Raw genomic sequence first — 15,259 nt, forward strand, 5'->3', positions numbered from 1 at the left:
GCGTCAGATCGCCAGGCAGGCGCTGGCCCTGCTGCCCGCCGGCGGCGGCAGCAGCGCGGAGGGTACGCCCTCGGCGGCCAGCGCGGCGCGCAGCCGGTGCAGGTCGGCGCCGAAGCGCACCAGGTCCGCCCGGTCGACGGGGGTGGGCGCCGCCCCGAGGATCAGTCCGGTGGCCCGCTCCGGCCAGCCCGGCACGGTGGCGGTCAGGCCGGCGCGTACCTCGTCGTCGGTGACGTGGGTGAAGGTGGTGCCGGGCACGACCACGTCGGCGACCGCGGCGACGGCCCGCTGCACGGACGCCGGGTCGGCCGGGGCCGGGCCGGTGTCCTCGGCGAGGGTCGCGGCGGACCGCAGGCCGGCCGCCCGCGCCTCGGCGGTGCCGAGCGAGAAGAGGTCCATCGTCGCGTCCCGGACCAGGACGGACGCGCCCGCGCCGTCGTCGGTACGACCGGCGCCCAGGTAGCCGCGGATCACCGCGACCGGTACCTGGTCGCACTTGCCCTTGATCAGTTCGCCGGCGCCGGCCAGCTCGTCCACCACGGCCATCTGGGTCAGGTGCAGCTCGTTGCCGTACGGGTCGATCTCGCCCCGGTGGTCTCGGATGGCGGACATGCCGGCCACGCCGAGCGCCACGTCGGTGAGCCCGTTGCGCCAGGGGCGGCCCATGGTGTCGCTGACAATCACCGCCACGTCGACGCCGTAGCGCTCCTGCAGGGCGGCGCGCAGCGCCCGGGCCGACGCGTCCGGGTCCTTGGGCAGCAGCACCAGGCGGCTCCGGTCGACGTTGGAGGCGTCGATCCCGGCGGCGGCCATCACGAAGCCGTGGTGGGTCTGGACGATCCGGGTCGCGCCCCGGCTGGCCACCACCCGGGCGGTCTCGGCGGCCAGCACCTCGTCGCGCGCGGCCACCCGTTCCGGCCCGTCCACCGGCACGTCGACCAGCCGACCCTCCGCCTTGGAGACAATCTTGCTGGTGACCACCAGCACGTCCCCGTCGCGCAGCCACGGCGCGGCGGTCGCGATCAGCGCCGCCAGGTCGTCGCCCTCGGTCACGTCGCCGATGCCCGGCACCGGCAGGATCTCGAGTTTCACACCAGCTCCAACGCGGCCCGCACCATCTGCGCCGTGGCCGCCTCGTCGGTCATCCGCAACGGCGCGGACCGCACCGTCACCCCCGGCACCACCGTGCCCTCGTCCTCCGGCGCGACCAGCCAGCCGTCGAGCAGGCCGCCCTCGCCGCGCCCGCCGTAGAGCCGGCCCACCCCGGCCGCGCTGCACTCCACGCCCAGCACCGACAGGCACCGGTCGGCCATGCCGCGCACCGGAGCGCCACCGATGATCGGCGAGACCCCGACCACCCGGGCCGGACCCTGGGCGACCGCGTCGCGCAGCCCCGGCACGGCGAGCACCGGGGCGACGCTCACCACCGGGTTGCTCGGCGCGATCAGCACGGCGTCGGCGCCGGCGATCGCTTCCAGCACCCCCGGCGCCGGCTTGGCGCTCTCCGCGCCGACGAAGACGAAGCGGTGGGTGGGGATGTCCGCCCGGTAGCGCACCCACCACTCCTGGAAGTGGATCGCCCGCTGCCCCTCCTCGCCGTCCACCACGACGTGGGTCTCCAGGCGGTCGTCGGTGGCCGGCAGCATCCGTACGCCGGGCTGCCAGCGGCTGGCCAGCGCCTCGGTCACCGCGGAGAGCGGGTAGCCGCCGTTGAGCATGGTGGTCCGCACCAGGTGGGTGGCGATGTCCTTGTCGCCCAGCCCGAACCAGGCCGGCTCCGCGCCGTACGCGGCCAGCTCCGCCTTGACCGTCCAGGTCTCGCCGACCCGTCCCCAGCCGCGTTCCGGGTCGGCGCCGCCACCCAGGGTGTACATGACGCTGTCCAGGTCGGGGCAGACCTTGAGCCCGTGCAGGAGCAGGTCGTCGCCGACGTTCACCACGGCGGTCACCTCGGCGCCCACCTCGCGGGCGTACGCCCGGACGCCGAGCAGGAACCGGGCGCCCCCGATTCCGCCGGTCAGAACCACAATGCGCATGACGTCCATCCTCGCGTACGTGACGCCTGCGGTCCGTCGGTGGCCCGGGAGACTAGGCTCACGTCGGCATCTGTCCGTTTCGCCCGAGGGAGAACTCGTGACCAGCCCCGCCGAGCCGGCGCCGAACGACGCGACGCAGGCCCGCCAGCTCACCAGGCCACTGCGCGAACTGGCCGCGCTCGTGCTGCTCGGCGCGAACGCCGTGCTGCTCTTCGTCGGACTGATCCGGCTGCTCGCGCCGGCCTCCGAGTACAGCACCTTCTCGGGCCGGGCCGGCAGCACCTTCTTCACGTTCGTCGGCATCGAGGCGACGGCCCTGCCGCTGCTGGCCGTCCTGCTCGCCACGCACGTGTCGCCGATCGTCGGGCGGGCGAAGCAGATCACCCAGGTCGCCGTCGGCGAGTACGCCTTCGGCGCGCTCTTCGGCACGCTGACCTTCCTGATCTGGCTGGTCGGTCGGCTGGCCGAGGCGGAGGTGCTGGACGGCCTGCTCGGCCTGCTGACCCGGGCCGCCTGGTTCGCGGTCTTCGCCGTCGCCGCGTTCGTGGTCTACCGGATCTGGCGGACGTTCTACTACGTCCCCCGCCCCAAGCCGCAGCCCGGCGTGTACGGCCAGCCGCAGCCCGGCTGGCCGCAGCAGTCCGGCCAGGGCGGCGGCTACCCCTTCGCCGGTTACCCGCCCCCGGGCCAGCCCGGCGGTCACCCCGGAACCGGTTTCCCGCCGGCCGGGCAGCCCGGCAACCACCCGCCCGCGGGTTACCCGTCCGCAGGCCAGTACGGCCAGCCGGCCCCGTCCTCCGCCCCGCCGTTCGGCACCGCTGGCCAGCCCGCGCCGCCGTTCGCGGGTCCGAACACGGCGCCGCCGTTCGGGCAGCCGCCGTCGGCCGACCCGACCCAGACCATCCCGCGCCAGCCGGGTGAGGCGGCCGGGCCGGCTGCGTCGTCCGGCGGTGACGACGCCGACCGGACCCAGCGCTTCCACCGGGACGACCCGAACTCCCCCCGCTGAGCCGAGCCGCCCGTCCGCTGTCGTCGGGCGCGTCGCGTCAGCGAAGCAACACCGCAGTGAGCGTGATACCTCAGAGGTATCAAAATGACTCTGAGGTATCACGCTCGATGTGATGCGACCGGGCAACGGGGTGACGGTCCGTGCTCGGAGGATCTGCCTCCCACCACGGCCCCGCCGGCAACCAACCGAATCGATCAGCCGGGACGGGCCGGCGCGGGGCGGGTTGATCTCACACCGTGTTCCGTGCCCGTCCGGCCGTCCGAGCCAGCGCATAGTCTGAGCGGATGGCTGACCGCACCGATCCCGCTCCGACCGAGGCGAGCGTGCAGCGCGCGCTGCGCCGGGCGGCCACCGGCCGCGCCTTGGACGTCGCGGAGGCGACCGCACTGCTGGCGGCACGGGGAGCCGAGCTGGACGAGCTGCTCCGCGTCGCCGGGGAGATCCGGGACGCGGGGCTGCGTGACGCCGGCCGGCCGGGCGTGGTGACGTACTCCAAGAAGGTCTTCATCCCGCTGACCCGGCTCTGCCGGGACCGCTGCCACTACTGCACCTTCGCGACGGTGCCGCACCGGCTGCCGGCCGCCTTCCTGGAGCAGGACGAGGTGCTGGCGATCGCCCGGCAGGGCGCGGCGCTGGGCTGCAAGGAGGCCCTCTTCACCCTGGGCGACCGGCCGGAGGAGCGCTGGCCGGCGGCCCGCCAGTGGCTGGACGAGCGCGGGTACGACTCCACCCTGGACTACCTGCGGGCCTGCGCGGTGGCGGTGCTGGAGGAGACCGGCCTGCTGCCCCACCTCAACCCGGGCGTGCTGTCCTGGTCGGAGCTGCAACGGCTCAAGCCGGTCGCGCCGAGCATGGGGATGATGCTGGAGACCACCGCGACCCGGCTCTGGTCGGAGCCGGGCGGCCCGCACTTCGGCTCGCCGGACAAGGAGCCCGCGGTCCGGCTCCGGGTCCTCGACGACGCCGGCCGGGTCGGGGTGCCGTTCACCACCGGCATCCTGATCGGCATCGGCGAGACCCCGGCCGAGCGGGTCGACGCGATCTTCGCGATCCGCCGGGCGCAGCGGGAGTACGGCCACCTCCAGGAGGTGATCGTGCAGAACTTCCGCGCCAAGCCGGACACCGCCATGCGCGGCATGCCCGACGCCGAGCTGCACGACCTGGCCGCCACGGTCGCGGTGACCCGGCTGCTGCTCGGCCCGAAGGCCCGCATCCAGGCCCCGCCGAACCTGATCGAGGGCGAGTACGACCTGCTGCTGCGCGCCGGAATCGACGACTGGGGCGGGGTGTCGCCGCTGACCCCCGACCACGTCAACCCGGAGCGGCCCTGGCCGCAGCTCGACGAGCTGGCCCGGCACACCGAGAAGTCCGGCTTCACCCTGCGCGAGCGGCTGACCGTCTACCCGGAGTACGTCCGGGCCGGCGACCCCTGGCTGGACCACCGGCTGCTGCCGCACGTCGGCGCGCTGGCGGACCCGGAGACCGGGCTCGCCGTCGAGTCCGCCCGGCCGGTCGGGCGGCCCTGGCAGGAGCCCGACGAGACGTACGGCGGGCGGACCGACCTGCACGTCACCATCGACACCACCGGGCGTACCGGGGACCGGCGGGGCGACTTCGACAGCGTCTACGGCGACTGGTCCGCCGTCGCCGGCAAGGTGAGCGCGGGGGCCACCGGTGGCGGGGGCGACGCCGACGTACGGGCCGGGCTGCGGCTGGCCGCCGACGACCCGGCGGCGCTGCTGGAGCCCCGGCACGCCGACGCGGCGCTCGCCCTCTTCGGCGCGGACGGCCCGGCGCTGGACGAGCTCTGCCGCCTCGCCGACGCCGTCCGGCGCGACACCGTCGGCGACGACGTCACCTACGTGGTCAACCGCAACATCAACTTCAGCAACGTCTGCTACGTGGGCTGCCGGTTCTGCGCCTTCGCCCAGCGGGAACGGGACGCCGACGCGTTCCGGCTCTCGGTGGAGCAGGTCGCCGACCGGGCCGAGGAGGCCTGGGCGGCCGGGGCCACCGAGGTCTGCCTCCAGGGCGGGATCGACCCGAAGATGCCGGTGACCGGCTATGCCGACCTGGTCCGGGCGATCAAGGCGCGGGTGCCGGGGATGCACGTGCACGCCTTCTCCCCGATGGAGATCGTCACCGCCGCCGCCAAGGCCGGCGTACCGGTGAAGGAATGGCTGACCCGGCTGCGCGAGGCCGGGCTGGACACCATCCCGGGCACCGCGGCGGAGATCCTCGACGACGACGTGCGGTGGGTGCTCACCAAGGGCAAGCTGCCGGCCGCCGCCTGGGTCGACGTGGTCACCACGGCCCACGAGCTGGGCATCCGGTCCAGCTCCACTATGATGTACGGCCACGTGGACCACCCCGGGCAGTGGCTCGCGCACTTCCGGGTGCTGGCCGGCGTGCAGGACCGCACCGGCGGGTTCACCGAGTTCGTGGCGCTGCCGTTCGTGCACACCAACGCGCCGATCTACCTCGCCGGCATCGCCCGCCCGGGGCCCACCTGGCGGGAGAACCGGGCGGTGCACGCGATGGCCCGGCTGCTGCTGCACGGCCGGATCGACAACATTCAGTGCTCCTGGGTGAAGCTGGGCGACGCCGGCACGGTGGCGATGCTGCAGGGCGGCTGCAACGACCTGGGCGGCACGCTGATGGAGGAGACGATCTCCCGGATGGCCGGCTCCGGCAACGGTTCGGCGCGTACCGAGGAGCAGTTGCGGGCCATCGCGGCGGCCGCCGGCCGTCCGGCGCGCAAGCGGACGACCGCGTACGGTCACCACCCCGCGTAGCGTCGAACCTTTCCCCGGCACCGGCCGTACCACTGGTCGCCGGCGGCGGTTGAGGCGAGGGCCGTCGTCGGCAGCCCCTCGCGAGCCACCGCGGGCGCGTACGCGCCGCCGGAGGAAAGGTGCCCCATGACGAGTGACGAGCGGAAGCGGCCCTGGCCGCGACTGACCCGCCGGCAGACGTTGACCGCCGCGGCGAGCGCCACCCTGGGCGCCGCCGCCCTCACCGTGCCGGGCCTGTCGGCCGCGCAGAACGCCCCGTCGGCCGCCGGCGCGAAGGACGACCCGATCGTGGTCCACCTGCGCGACGCCGCCTCCGGGACGATGGACGTCTTCGTCGGCACGTCCCGGATCGAGGTACGCGACCGCGGGCTGGCGGACCGGTTGCGGCGCGCCGCCGGGCGGCGCTGACCCACCGGCGTACCGCCCTCCCCGCACGGCCCGGCGCGGGCTCTCGGCGCCCGGCCACCCTCACCTGACTCCTGATCCCGCAAAGGTTGGTCCGCCATGTCCTCCCACCGCGAAGCACCGGAGATAAGCAAGGACCCGGTCGCCGACAGCTCCGACCTGTACGCGTTCGTCAGCCCCGACCGGCCCGACTCGGTGACGCTGATCGCCAACTACGTGCCGTTGCAGCTCCCCTCCGGCGGACCGAACTTCTTCGAGTTCGGCGACGACGTGCGGTACGAGATCCACATCGACAACGACGGTGACGGCCGTCCCGACGTGACCTACCGGTTCGAATTCACCACCGAGATCACGAATCCGAACAGCTTTCTCTACAACACCGGTCCGATCGAATCCTTGGACAGCGAGAACTGGAACCGGCGCCAGTTCTACCGGCTGACCCGGGTGGCCGACGGCCGGGAGCACGTGCTCGCGCACAAGCTGCCCTGCCCGCCGTGCAACGTCGGCCCGCTCTCCACCCCGAACTACGCCCAGCTGGCCCGGCAGGCGACGTACAGCCTCTCCACCGGGGAGCGGGTCTTCGCCGGGCAGCGCGCGGACGGTTTCTTCGTCGACCTGGGCGCCATCTTCGACCTGGGTACGCTGCGGCCGTTCCAGCAGTTGCACGTGGCCGGCAAGAAGCTCTTCAAGACCGAGGGCGAGCCGGTCAACGCCGTGGACCGGATGAACGTGCACAGCATCGCGGTGCAGGTGCCGCTGAGCAAGGTGCGCCGCAAGGCCAACCGGTACGGCGCCGCCGACCGGGCCTCGGTGATCGGGGTGTGGACGTCGGCCTCCCGGCAGCAGGTGCGGGTGCTCGGCGACCGGGTCGCCGGGGACACCGCCACCGGCCCGTGGACCCAGGTGTCCCGGTTGGGCAACCCGTTGTTCAACGAGGTCATCGTGCCGATGTCCAAGAAGGACCTGTGGAACACGCTGCCGCCGACGGAGGACAAGCGGTTCGCCCGCTTCGTCGAACAGCCGGAACTGGCCGCACTGCTGCCGACGCTCTACCCCGGCGTCTTCCCCCGGCTCGACGCGCTGAACAAGACCAAGAAGCCGCGGGCGGACCTGGCGGCGATCCTGCTCACCGGCATCCCGGCCGGGCTGATCGACGGCTTCACCAACAACACCGGCGAGGTGCAGGCCGACATGCTGCGGCTCAACACCGCGATCAGGCCGACCGCCAAGCCGGACCGGTTCGGCGTGCTCGGCGGCGACCTGGCCGGCTTCCCCAACGGCCGGCGGGTCGGCGACGACGTGGTGAGCATCGCCCTGCGGGCCATCGCCGGGGTCACCGTCCCGCTGGTGGACAAGGCCTTCACCCCCGACGCGGCGGCCGGCGCGGTCACCCCGGGGCTGAGCGCCGCCGACGTGACCGCGCCCTTCCTGGGCAACTTCCCCTTCCTGGGTACGCCGTACGACGGGTTCAACAACCCGCCGGTGGCGAAGTCCTGAACGGAGGCGACCTCATGCACGGGCACGACCACCGGTACGGGCCGACGGAGAGCGGCACCGTCCTGCTCGACCTGGGCGCGGACACCGGCGCGTTGATCGTCCACACCGGGCGCGACCAACATGGTCGGGAGATCGAGATCAGCCGGGCCGACCAGCCCGGCGCGGCGCGTACGCACTCCGCCGTGCGGGAGCGCGTGGTCCGGGACGGGGTGTTCCACAGTGCCGTCTACCCGGACCTGCCAGCCGGCCTCTATACCGTCTGGTGGGACGATTCGACGCCCGCCGGCGCGATCTCCGTCACCGGCGGCACGGTCGCCGAATTCGTCTGGCCGAGCAGCGCTCCCTCGGGGGTGGGCTGATCGCCGTACCGCGTCCGAACCGTCGCGCCCCGTCCACATCGTGGACGGGGCGCTGTCGGCATTTCCGCCTCGACGGGCAGCCTCGGCCGAACCGAGTTAACCTGTGCCCCACCGAGATCCTGATCTTGGTGGGCTGGTCCACCGGAGCCTCCGCCGGCGTACCCCGACGGTGTCCACGATGGGCACGCCACGGCAGAAATCTCGGGCAACTCGCCGGAGAGGGCGTTACTCGTCCGGGGTCTGAATCGATAGGGCAGGTTGCGAGGCCGGGCGGCCGAAGTGGTCGCTCGCACGGTGTCGGGAGGGCGACTCCATTATCAAGTTCAGCTTGACGGCGCACGCATTACACGCGTGTAATTTGAATGGGGTTGTTCGCACGGAACGCAACAAATGGGACCGTACGGACAAGCACGCCTTTCGCGTGGGGGGTTGCAGCGGCGATGACGCCGGTGCGCGACAAGGAGGCATCTGATGGACGGCCAGCTTGAGGTGGCCGACCTGCTCGGAAACGCGCCGGAGTGGCAGGAGCGGGCGCTCTGCTCGCAGACCGATCCGGAAGCGTTCTTTCCCGAGAAGGGCGGCTCGACCCGCGAGGCGAAGCGGATCTGCTCGCGGTGCGAGGTCAAGACGGAATGCCTCGAATACGCTCTCGGTCACGACGAGCGGTTCGGGATCTGGGGTGGGCTCTCCGAGCGGGAGCGGCGCAAGCTCAAGCGGCGGGCCGCCTGAGCTGACGTGTGGGGCCGGGGCGGTGGGGGCCGCCCGGCTCACGCCCTGGTCGGTGTCGCGGGGGCGGCCCGACCGAGGGGGGTCAGGCCAGCTCGTCCGGGTCGACCCCGAGCAGGTTCGCCACCTGCTCGATGATCACGTCGTGGACCAGGTCGGCGAGGTCCTCGCGGTCCATGGCGCGGAACTCCAGCGGCCGGCGGTAGAGCACGATGCGCGGCGGCACCTCCTGGCGGCCGGGGCGACCCGGCAGCAGGCGGGCCAGCGGCACCTCGCCGTCCTCGAGCACGTCGGAGTCGTAGACGTTCAGGTCCGGCGGGACGTCCTCGACGGCGAACTCGACGCCGGCCAGCTCCTTGGCGAACCGGCGCTCCAGCGTCTCGACGGTGTCGAGCACCAGGTCGTCGAAGACCTCGGCCTTGGTGCGGGCCAGCGGGACGGTCGCCGGCACCAGCCGCCCCCGCAGCCCGCGACCGTGGCGGTCGCGGTGGGTGCGCCGGCCGGAGCCGGGGCGGCGGTGTTCCGGGCTCGTCATGAGGCACAGGGTAGCTCCCGCGCCGGGCTGGCCTGCGGCAGCGCCGCACTCCTGGCGCGGCGGGGCGGGACGGGTGGCAATTGTGATCACCGTGACGGGCGTGTCGGAACGCGAACCGGTGCGCCGGACCCGGTAATGGAGATACCCTGCCGCCGTGAGGTCACCACGGCGCTGCTCCCGTAACGGCTGCCCCCGGCAAGCGGTCGCCACATTGACCTATGTCTACAACGAGTCCACCGCGGTGGTGGGCCCGCTGGCGGCCTTCGCCGAGCCGCACACGTACGACCTCTGCGAGCCGCACGCCCGGAGCCTGACTGCTCCCCGGGGCTGGGACGTGGTCCGGCACGAGGGCGAGTTCGAGCCCCCGCCGCCCACCACCGACGACCTGGTGGCGCTGGCCGAGGCCGTCCGCGAGGCCGCCCGCCCGGTGGCCCCCCGTCCCCCCGAGGACGACCACGACATCCACCAGTCCCCGAACACTGGCCGCCGCGGCCACCTCCGCGTAATCCCCCCCACCCACTGACCCCCACCCCCGCCGGCCCCCCGGCCCCGCCGCCCGCCTGCCCCCCGGTGATCAAGAAGTTTGCGTCGGGATCAGGACCCTGGGCGACGCGAACCTCTTGATCACCGAGCCGGGACGCGGGTGGGAGCAGGCGGGTCAGTGGCCGAGGAGGCGGGAGAAGGCGGCGGCGCGGCGGGAGGGGCGCTGGGAGCGCAGTTCGGCGCGGTCGGCGGAGAACATCACGCGCAGGCCGGCGTTGACCGCTAGCCAGCGCAGGGGTTCCGGCTCCCACCTCGGGGAGCGGTGGTTCACCCAGGGCAGCGCGGTCAGGTCGCTCTCCACGCCCCGGATCAGGTCGGCGAGGGTACGGCCGGCGAGGTTGCTGGTGCCCACCCCGTCGCCCACGTAGCCGCCCGCCCAGCCGAGGCCCGTCGCGCGGTCCAGCCCTACCGAGGCCGACCAGTCCCGGGCGACCCCCAGCGGGCCGCCCCAGGCATGGGTGACCGGCACCTCCGGCCCGAGGGCGGGAAAGAGTTCGCCCAGCACCCGGCGCAGCGCGCGGAAGACCGCCGGCTCCCGGTCGTACGCGGGGGAGACCCGCGAGCCGAAGTGGTACGGCGCGCCCCGCCCGCCGAAGGCCAGCCGACCGTCGGCGGTGCGCTGGCCGTAGATGATGACGTGCCGGTGGTCGGAGAACGTCTCCCGCTCGGCCAGCCCGATCCGGGCCCAGGTCTCCTCGGGCAGCGGCTCGGTGGCGACCATCAGCGAGTAGACCGGGGCGAGGGCACGGCGCTGGCCGGGCAGCCCCGGCGTGTACCCCTCGGTCGCCCGGACCACCACGGGCGCCCGGACGGTGCCGTGCGGGGTCACCGCCGCGCCGGTCCGGATCGCGGTGACCGGAGTCCGCTCGTGGATCGTGACGCCGCGCCGTTGCACCGCCCGGGCCAGCCCCCGCACCAGCTTGGCCGGGTGCACCACCGCGCAGTGCGGGGTGTACGTCCCGCCGATCACCCCCTCGGCGGCGCACCGGTCGGACGCCTCGGCGGCGTCGAGCAGCACCAGGTCCTCGGGGTCGAGCCCGTACTCCCGGGCCGTGGCCACCTCGGCCCGGGCCCGGCCGAGCTGGACCTCGCTGCGGGCCAGCACCACCGTCCCGCCCTGCTGCCAGTCGCAGTCGATGCCCTCGGCGGCCACCACCCGGCCGACCTCGCGGACGGTCTCCTGCATCGCCCGCTGCATGGCCAGCGCCCGGTCCCGGCCGTGCCGCCGGGCCAGCGCGGGCAGCGAGGTCGGGAAGAGCGCCGAGCACCAGCCGCCGTTGCGCCCCGAGGCGCCGTACCCGGCGATCTCCGACTCCAGCACGGTGATCCGCAGCGTCGGGTCGGCGAGCGCGAGGTGGTACGCCGTCCAGAGCCCGGTGTAGCCGGCCCCGACGATCACCACGTCGGCGTCGGCGTCGCCGGGCAGCGCCGGACGCGGGGTCAGCGGCTCGTCCACGCTGGACAGCCAGTACGACAGCTCCTGGTAGCGCATCACCACTCCGGTGGGGGCAGGTCGACGCCCAGCCGCGGGTCGGGCTGCGGGGTGCCGAGCGTCTCGGCCACCGGCACCACCCCGGCCCAGACCGGCCGGTCCAGGTCGTCGGCGTCGTCGTCGGGCGGGCCGGCGCTGACCTTCACCGAGCACTCGTCCAGCGGCAGGGCGAGCACCAGGGTGGCGGCCAGTTCCTTCGCCGACGGCGGCCGGATCACCGCCCAGCGGCCGGGCAGCAGGTGCTCGGAGAGGCGTTCCAGGGCGGCCAGCTTGTCGTCGCCGTCGAGCACGGTCAGCTCGCCGAGCACCATCGCGCCCCGGTAGTTCATCGAGGACGCGAAGGCGCTGCGGGCCAGCACCAGGCCGTCGAGCAGGGTCACGGTGAGGCAGGCCGGCGCGCCGGCCGCCAGGTGCCGGAAGAGCCGGCTGCCGGTGGAGCCGTGCAGCAGCACCCGGTCGCCGTCCCGGGCGTACGCGACCGGCAGCGCGTAGGGCTGCCGCCCGTCGGCGATGGCGAGGTGACCGACCCGCCCGGCGTCGAGCACGGCGTGCAGGGCGGCCCGGTCGCGGACGGCGAGCTCGGGCAGCCGGCGTACCCGGGTGCGCTCGGTGCCACCGACGGTCCCGGCGCCGGCCGGTGGGGCCGCCTGGGTGCTCGTGGCCCGGCCCCCGGTATCCGCTGGAGCCGGGCGGGGCCGGCCCCCGGTGTCCCGGGAACCGGCCCCGTCCTGCCCGGGCCCACCGCTCAGAGCCGGTTCCATGCCTCGGTCAGCACGGCGCGCAGGATCTGCTCGATCTCGTCGAACTGCTGCTGGTCGGCGATCAGCGGCGGGGCCAGCTGGATCACCGGGTCGCCCCGGTCGTCGGCGCGGCAGTAGAGCCCGGCCTGGAAGAGCGCGGTGGAGAGGAAGCCGCGCAGCAGCCGCTCCGACTCGGCCTCGTCGAAGGTCTCCCGGGTGGCCTTGTCCTTGACCAGCTCGATGCCGTAGAAGTAGCCGTCGCCGCGCACGTCGCCGACGATCGGCAGGTCGTGCAGCTTCTCCAGGGTGGACCGGAAGGCGCCCTCGTTGGCCCGGACGTGGCCGACCAGGTCCTCGCGGGCGAAGACCTCCAGGTTGGCCAGGGCCACCGCGCAGGAGACCGGGTGGCCACCGAAGGTCACCCCGTGGGCGAACATCCCCGTCTCGGTGAGGAACGGCTCCATCAGCCGCTCGCTGGCGATCATCGCGCCGAGCGGGGCGTAGCCGGACGTGATGCCCTTGGCGGTGGTGATGATGTCGGGCTGGTAGCCGTAGCGGACCGCGCCGAAGTACTCGCCGAGCCGGCCCCAGGAGCAGATCACCTCGTCGGAGACGAGCAGCACGTCGTACGCGTCGCAGATCTCCCGGACCCGCTCGAAGTAGCCGGGCGGCGGCGGGAAGCAGCCGCCGGAATTCTGTACCGGCTCCAGGAAGACCGCGGCCACGGTGTCCGGCCCCTCGCGCTCGATGGCGCGGCCGATCTCCTCGGCGGCCCAGCGGCCGAACGCCTCGGGCGAGTCGCCGTGCTCGGGGGCGCGGTAGAAGTTGGTGTTCGGCACCTTGATGCCGCCGGGCACCAGCGGCTCGAAGTCGCTCTTGATGCCGGGCAGGCCGGTGATCGACAGCGCGCCCATCGAGGTGCCGTGGTACGCGATGTACCGGCTGACCACCTTGTGCTTGTTCGGCTGGCCGGTGCGCTTGAAGTACGCCCGGGCCAGCTTCCACGCCGCCTCGACGGCCTCGGAACCGCCGGTGGTGAAGAAGACCCGGTTCAGGTCGCCGGGGGTCAGCGAGGCAATCTTCTCGGCCAGCTCGACGGCCTTCGGGTGCGCGTACGACCAGAGCGGGAAGTACGCCAGCTCGCCGGCCTGCTTGGCCGCCGCCTCGGCCAGCTCGGTACGCCCGTGACCGGCGTTGACGACGAAGAGCCCGGCGAGTCCGTCCAGGTAGCGGCGGCCCTGCGCGTCCCAGATGTACGCACCCTCGCCGCGCACGATGGTCGGGACCTCGCCGGCGGAGTAGCTGGCCATCCGGGTGAAGTGCATCCAGAGGTGGTCGGTGGCGTTGGCCATGTCAGCCCCATCGGGTCTCGGGCCGGTCAGGGGGTGACACCGGCCGCTCTGCCCACGGTTATCGCACAGCCATCCCCGCAAAGGCAAGTGCTATCGGTGGTGTAGATGCGCTACAGCGACGGATTCAGCGTCCGTACGGCGAACGCGCAATGGATTCCGCACGTCGGTGACCTGCCCGGTGAGGCTCACTCGGCCCACGGCTGGAGGCCGGTGTCGAGGACGGCCCCGAGCGCCGCGCGCAGTCGGGCCGCCTCGTCGACGCCGAATTTGTCCTCGAAGCGGGCTTGCGCGGCTCGCCAGAGCGGTAGGGCCGCGTCGATGCGGGCGAGGCCGTCCGGCGTGATCGAGACGACCCGTGCCCGGCGGTCTGCGGTCGATGGCTCGACGGTGACCAGGCCCTCCCGCGCGAGCGGCTTGAGGTTCGTGGCCATCGTCGTACGGTCCATGAAGATCTGCTCGGCGAGGCTGGTGATCGTCATCTCGCCCTGAGCGTGGAGCGTCCGCAGGATGGAGAACTGCGTCGCGCGGAGACCGACCGGCCCGAGGGCCTTGTCGTAGGTCGCGGTGAGGAACCGGGACGCCTTGCGTAATGCGAGACAGTTGCACGAATCGTCGAGGTTCGTCCGCTCAGCGACCACTTTCTCCTCCCGACTTCCCGTTCACGGTGAGCGCGTCTGCGCCCTGCTGCGCGGCCGGTCGCCGACCCCAGGCCGTCCTGGCAGCTCGACGGATACGAGCATATGCTCGTATCCGTCACACCTCCACTCGGGTGCTCCCGAGGAGGGCCTCTCACCAAGCCGCCGAGGAGGCGATGCGATGCGACCCGCGCAGGCCGGCCCCGACCGCGCAGCAGCGGTACGCAAGGCCCGGTTCGGCAAGCTCCCGGAGCGAATCCGCCCCGAGGACATGGTCGAGGAGCAGGCGACCACGGCGCCGGACCCGGCGAAGAACAGCTACAACTCGGACGAATGGCTCATTCGGCACGCCGTCTGAGCTCGTCACCTACCGCACGGAGGATTCTGATGCGCCTTTCCAAGCCGTTCCTGACCGTGTCGATCGCGGTGCTCTCCCTGGCCGTCACCGTGGGTTGCTTCGCCCAGGTCTTCTGACCATGGGTCGTTTCGCCCAGGTTCTCTGACCGCGCAGGCGGCGATCGGGGCGTGGTGCGGCTGCCGGCCGGGCCGCGCCACCGCGCCCACCGTTGACGGTCAGGCGGTACCCCAGCTGTAGGTCTGCTTGCGGAGCTTGAGGTAGACGAACGCCTCGGTGGCCAGCACCCCGGGGACGGCGCGCAGCTTCTGCAGGATCTCCAGCAGGTGGGCGTCGTTGCGGCAGACCACCTCGGCCAGCAGGTCGAACGAGCCGGCGGTGATCACCACGTAGTCGATCTCCTCGAACTCGGCGAGCCGGTCGGCCACCGACTCCAGGTCCCCGTCGGTACGCAGGCCGATCATGGCCTGCCGGGGGAAGCCGAGCTGGAGCGGATCGGTGACCGCGACGATCTGCATCACCCCGGCGTCGAGCAGCCGCTGCACCCGCTGCCGCACCGCCGCCTCGGAGAGCCCGACCGCCTTGCCGATGGTCGCGTACGGCCGGCGGCCGTCCTCCTGGAGCTGCTCGATGATCTGCTTCGCGACGTCGTCGAGCAGAGCGTGACTGGCCCCCTCGCGGACGGTGAGCCGCCGTCCGCCGTTGCCGTTGTCCTGCTGCCGGTTCGTCATCGACCACTCCCCATGTCCGCTCCCCCGGGTGAGCCTAGTGCCAACGGGC

Annotated in this window: 16 protein-coding genes; 8 read left to right on the forward strand and 8 right to left on the reverse strand. The window is 73.2% G+C overall.

All coding sequences use genetic code 11. The annotated features are described in order from the left end of the window. Positions 1–3: 3 nt before the first annotated feature. Both V6U88_RS09685 and cofD read right to left on the reverse strand, forming a co-directional pair. Positions 4–1,092, reverse strand: a complete 1,089-nt coding sequence (locus V6U88_RS09685; RefSeq protein ID WP_334451695.1) for a coenzyme F420-0:L-glutamate ligase — start codon at positions 1,090–1,092, stop codon at positions 4–6. After that, entirely contained in the window at positions 1,089–2,036 is a 948-nt protein-coding gene (cofD, locus tag V6U88_RS09690; protein ID WP_334451697.1) for a 2-phospho-L-lactate transferase, read from the reverse strand. The genes V6U88_RS09685 and cofD overlap by 4 nt, the downstream gene beginning before the upstream one ends. Before the next feature lie 97 nt (positions 2,037–2,133). Here cofD and V6U88_RS09695 point away from each other — a divergent pair, with 97 nt between their 5' ends. The 6 genes from V6U88_RS09695 (at position 2,134) to V6U88_RS09720 (ending at position 8,830) form a co-directional block, all read left to right on the forward strand. Continuing rightward, positions 2,134–3,045, forward strand: a complete 912-nt coding sequence (locus tag V6U88_RS09695; protein WP_334451699.1) for a hypothetical protein — start codon at positions 2,134–2,136, stop codon at positions 3,043–3,045. A gap of 284 nt (positions 3,046–3,329) precedes the next feature. Next, entirely contained in the window at positions 3,330–5,840 is a 2,511-nt protein-coding gene (locus tag V6U88_RS09700) for a bifunctional FO biosynthesis protein CofGH (protein ID WP_334451700.1), read from the forward strand. A 126-nt stretch (positions 5,841–5,966) separates the two neighbouring features. After that, a complete protein-coding gene (locus tag V6U88_RS09705; protein ID WP_334451701.1) occupies positions 5,967–6,248 on the forward strand; it encodes a hypothetical protein in 282 nt (93 codons plus the stop codon). Positions 6,249–6,344: 96 nt separating this feature from the next. Next, positions 6,345–7,742, forward strand: coding sequence for a DUF4331 domain-containing protein (locus V6U88_RS09710; RefSeq protein WP_334451702.1), 1,398 nt, complete (start codon positions 6,345–6,347; stop codon positions 7,740–7,742). Positions 7,743–7,756: 14 nt separating this feature from the next. Further along, positions 7,757–8,101: a phospholipase gene (locus tag V6U88_RS09715; RefSeq protein WP_334451704.1), complete on the forward strand. Its 345-nt coding sequence runs from the start codon at positions 7,757–7,759 to the stop codon at positions 8,099–8,101. A gap of 471 nt (positions 8,102–8,572) precedes the next feature. Further along, entirely contained in the window at positions 8,573–8,830 is a 258-nt protein-coding gene (locus tag V6U88_RS09720; protein ID WP_007455784.1) for a WhiB family transcriptional regulator, read from the forward strand. Positions 8,831–8,912: 82 nt separating this feature from the next. On the opposite strand, the gene V6U88_RS09725 is transcribed toward V6U88_RS09720, so the two are convergent. Then, positions 8,913–9,362, reverse strand: a complete 450-nt coding sequence (locus V6U88_RS09725; protein WP_088963879.1) for a metallopeptidase family protein — start codon at positions 9,360–9,362, stop codon at positions 8,913–8,915. A gap of 154 nt (positions 9,363–9,516) precedes the next feature. On the opposite strand from V6U88_RS09725, the gene V6U88_RS09730 reads away from it, so the two are divergent. Beyond that, a complete protein-coding gene (locus V6U88_RS09730) occupies positions 9,517–9,885 on the forward strand; it encodes a DUF3499 domain-containing protein (protein WP_334451737.1) in 369 nt (122 codons plus the stop codon). Positions 9,886–10,020: 135 nt separating this feature from the next. Here V6U88_RS09730 and V6U88_RS09735 read toward each other — a convergent pair whose 3' ends face one another. The 4 genes from V6U88_RS09735 to V6U88_RS09750 form a co-directional block, all read right to left on the reverse strand. Next, positions 10,021–11,397 (reverse strand): NAD(P)/FAD-dependent oxidoreductase, encoded by a 1,377-nt coding sequence (locus V6U88_RS09735; RefSeq protein WP_334451738.1) that lies wholly within the window; start codon positions 11,395–11,397, stop codon positions 10,021–10,023. Then, on the reverse strand, positions 11,397–12,158 hold the full coding sequence (locus V6U88_RS09740; RefSeq protein WP_334451739.1) for a pyridoxamine 5'-phosphate oxidase family protein: 762 nt from the start codon (positions 12,156–12,158) through the stop codon (positions 11,397–11,399). Before V6U88_RS09740 ends, V6U88_RS09735 begins: the two co-directional genes overlap by 1 nt. After that, the gene (locus tag V6U88_RS09745; protein WP_334451741.1) at positions 12,143–13,489 is read right to left on the reverse strand and encodes an aspartate aminotransferase family protein; all 1,347 of its coding nucleotides are present in this window, start codon (positions 13,487–13,489) and stop codon (positions 12,143–12,145) included. The genes V6U88_RS09740 and V6U88_RS09745 overlap by 16 nt, the downstream gene beginning before the upstream one ends. Positions 13,490–13,674: 185 nt before the next feature. Continuing rightward, positions 13,675–14,127 carry a MarR family winged helix-turn-helix transcriptional regulator gene (locus V6U88_RS09750; RefSeq protein ID WP_334451743.1) on the reverse strand — a complete coding sequence of 151 codons (453 nt, stop codon included), beginning with the start codon at positions 14,125–14,127 and terminating at the stop codon, positions 13,675–13,677. A gap of 178 nt (positions 14,128–14,305) precedes the next feature. On the opposite strand from V6U88_RS09750, the gene V6U88_RS09755 reads away from it, so the two are divergent. After that, a complete protein-coding gene (locus V6U88_RS09755; protein WP_334451744.1) occupies positions 14,306–14,482 on the forward strand; it encodes a hypothetical protein in 177 nt (58 codons plus the stop codon). A 215-nt stretch (positions 14,483–14,697) separates the two neighbouring features. On the opposite strand, the gene V6U88_RS09760 is transcribed toward V6U88_RS09755, so the two are convergent. Further along, entirely contained in the window at positions 14,698–15,210 is a 513-nt protein-coding gene (locus V6U88_RS09760; protein WP_334451745.1) for an Lrp/AsnC family transcriptional regulator, read from the reverse strand. Positions 15,211–15,259: the final 49 nt, after the last annotated feature.

The organism is Micromonospora sp. CPCC 205739 (assembly GCF_036906795.1).
Classification (GTDB): Bacteria; Actinomycetota; Actinomycetes; order Mycobacteriales; family Micromonosporaceae; genus Micromonospora.

Excerpts from the sequence above, each read along its gene's own strand:
- cofD (WP_334451697.1), bottom strand. The coding sequence starts at position 2,036 with ATGCGCATTGTGGTTCTGACCGGCGGAATCGGGGGCGCCCGGTTCCTG.
- V6U88_RS09700 (WP_334451700.1), top strand. The coding sequence starts at position 3,330 with ATGGCTGACCGCACCGATCCCGCTCCGACCGAGGCGAGCGTGCAGCGC.
- V6U88_RS09705 (WP_334451701.1), top strand. The coding sequence starts at position 5,967 with ATGACGAGTGACGAGCGGAAGCGGCCCTGGCCGCGACTGACCCGCCGG.
- V6U88_RS09710 (WP_334451702.1), top strand. The coding sequence starts at position 6,345 with ATGTCCTCCCACCGCGAAGCACCGGAGATAAGCAAGGACCCGGTCGCC.
- V6U88_RS09715 (WP_334451704.1), top strand. The coding sequence starts at position 7,757 with ATGCACGGGCACGACCACCGGTACGGGCCGACGGAGAGCGGCACCGTC.
- V6U88_RS09720 (WP_007455784.1), top strand. The coding sequence starts at position 8,573 with ATGGACGGCCAGCTTGAGGTGGCCGACCTGCTCGGAAACGCGCCGGAG.
- V6U88_RS09725 (WP_088963879.1), bottom strand. The coding sequence starts at position 9,362 with ATGACGAGCCCGGAACACCGCCGCCCCGGCTCCGGCCGGCGCACCCAC.
- V6U88_RS09735 (WP_334451738.1), bottom strand. The coding sequence starts at position 11,397 with ATGCGCTACCAGGAGCTGTCGTACTGGCTGTCCAGCGTGGACGAGCCG.
- V6U88_RS09740 (WP_334451739.1), bottom strand. The coding sequence starts at position 12,158 with ATGGAACCGGCTCTGAGCGGTGGGCCCGGGCAGGACGGGGCCGGTTCC.
- V6U88_RS09745 (WP_334451741.1), bottom strand. The coding sequence starts at position 13,489 with ATGGCCAACGCCACCGACCACCTCTGGATGCACTTCACCCGGATGGCC.
- V6U88_RS09755 (WP_334451744.1), top strand. The coding sequence starts at position 14,306 with ATGCGACCCGCGCAGGCCGGCCCCGACCGCGCAGCAGCGGTACGCAAG.
- V6U88_RS09760 (WP_334451745.1), bottom strand. The coding sequence starts at position 15,210 with ATGACGAACCGGCAGCAGGACAACGGCAACGGCGGACGGCGGCTCACC.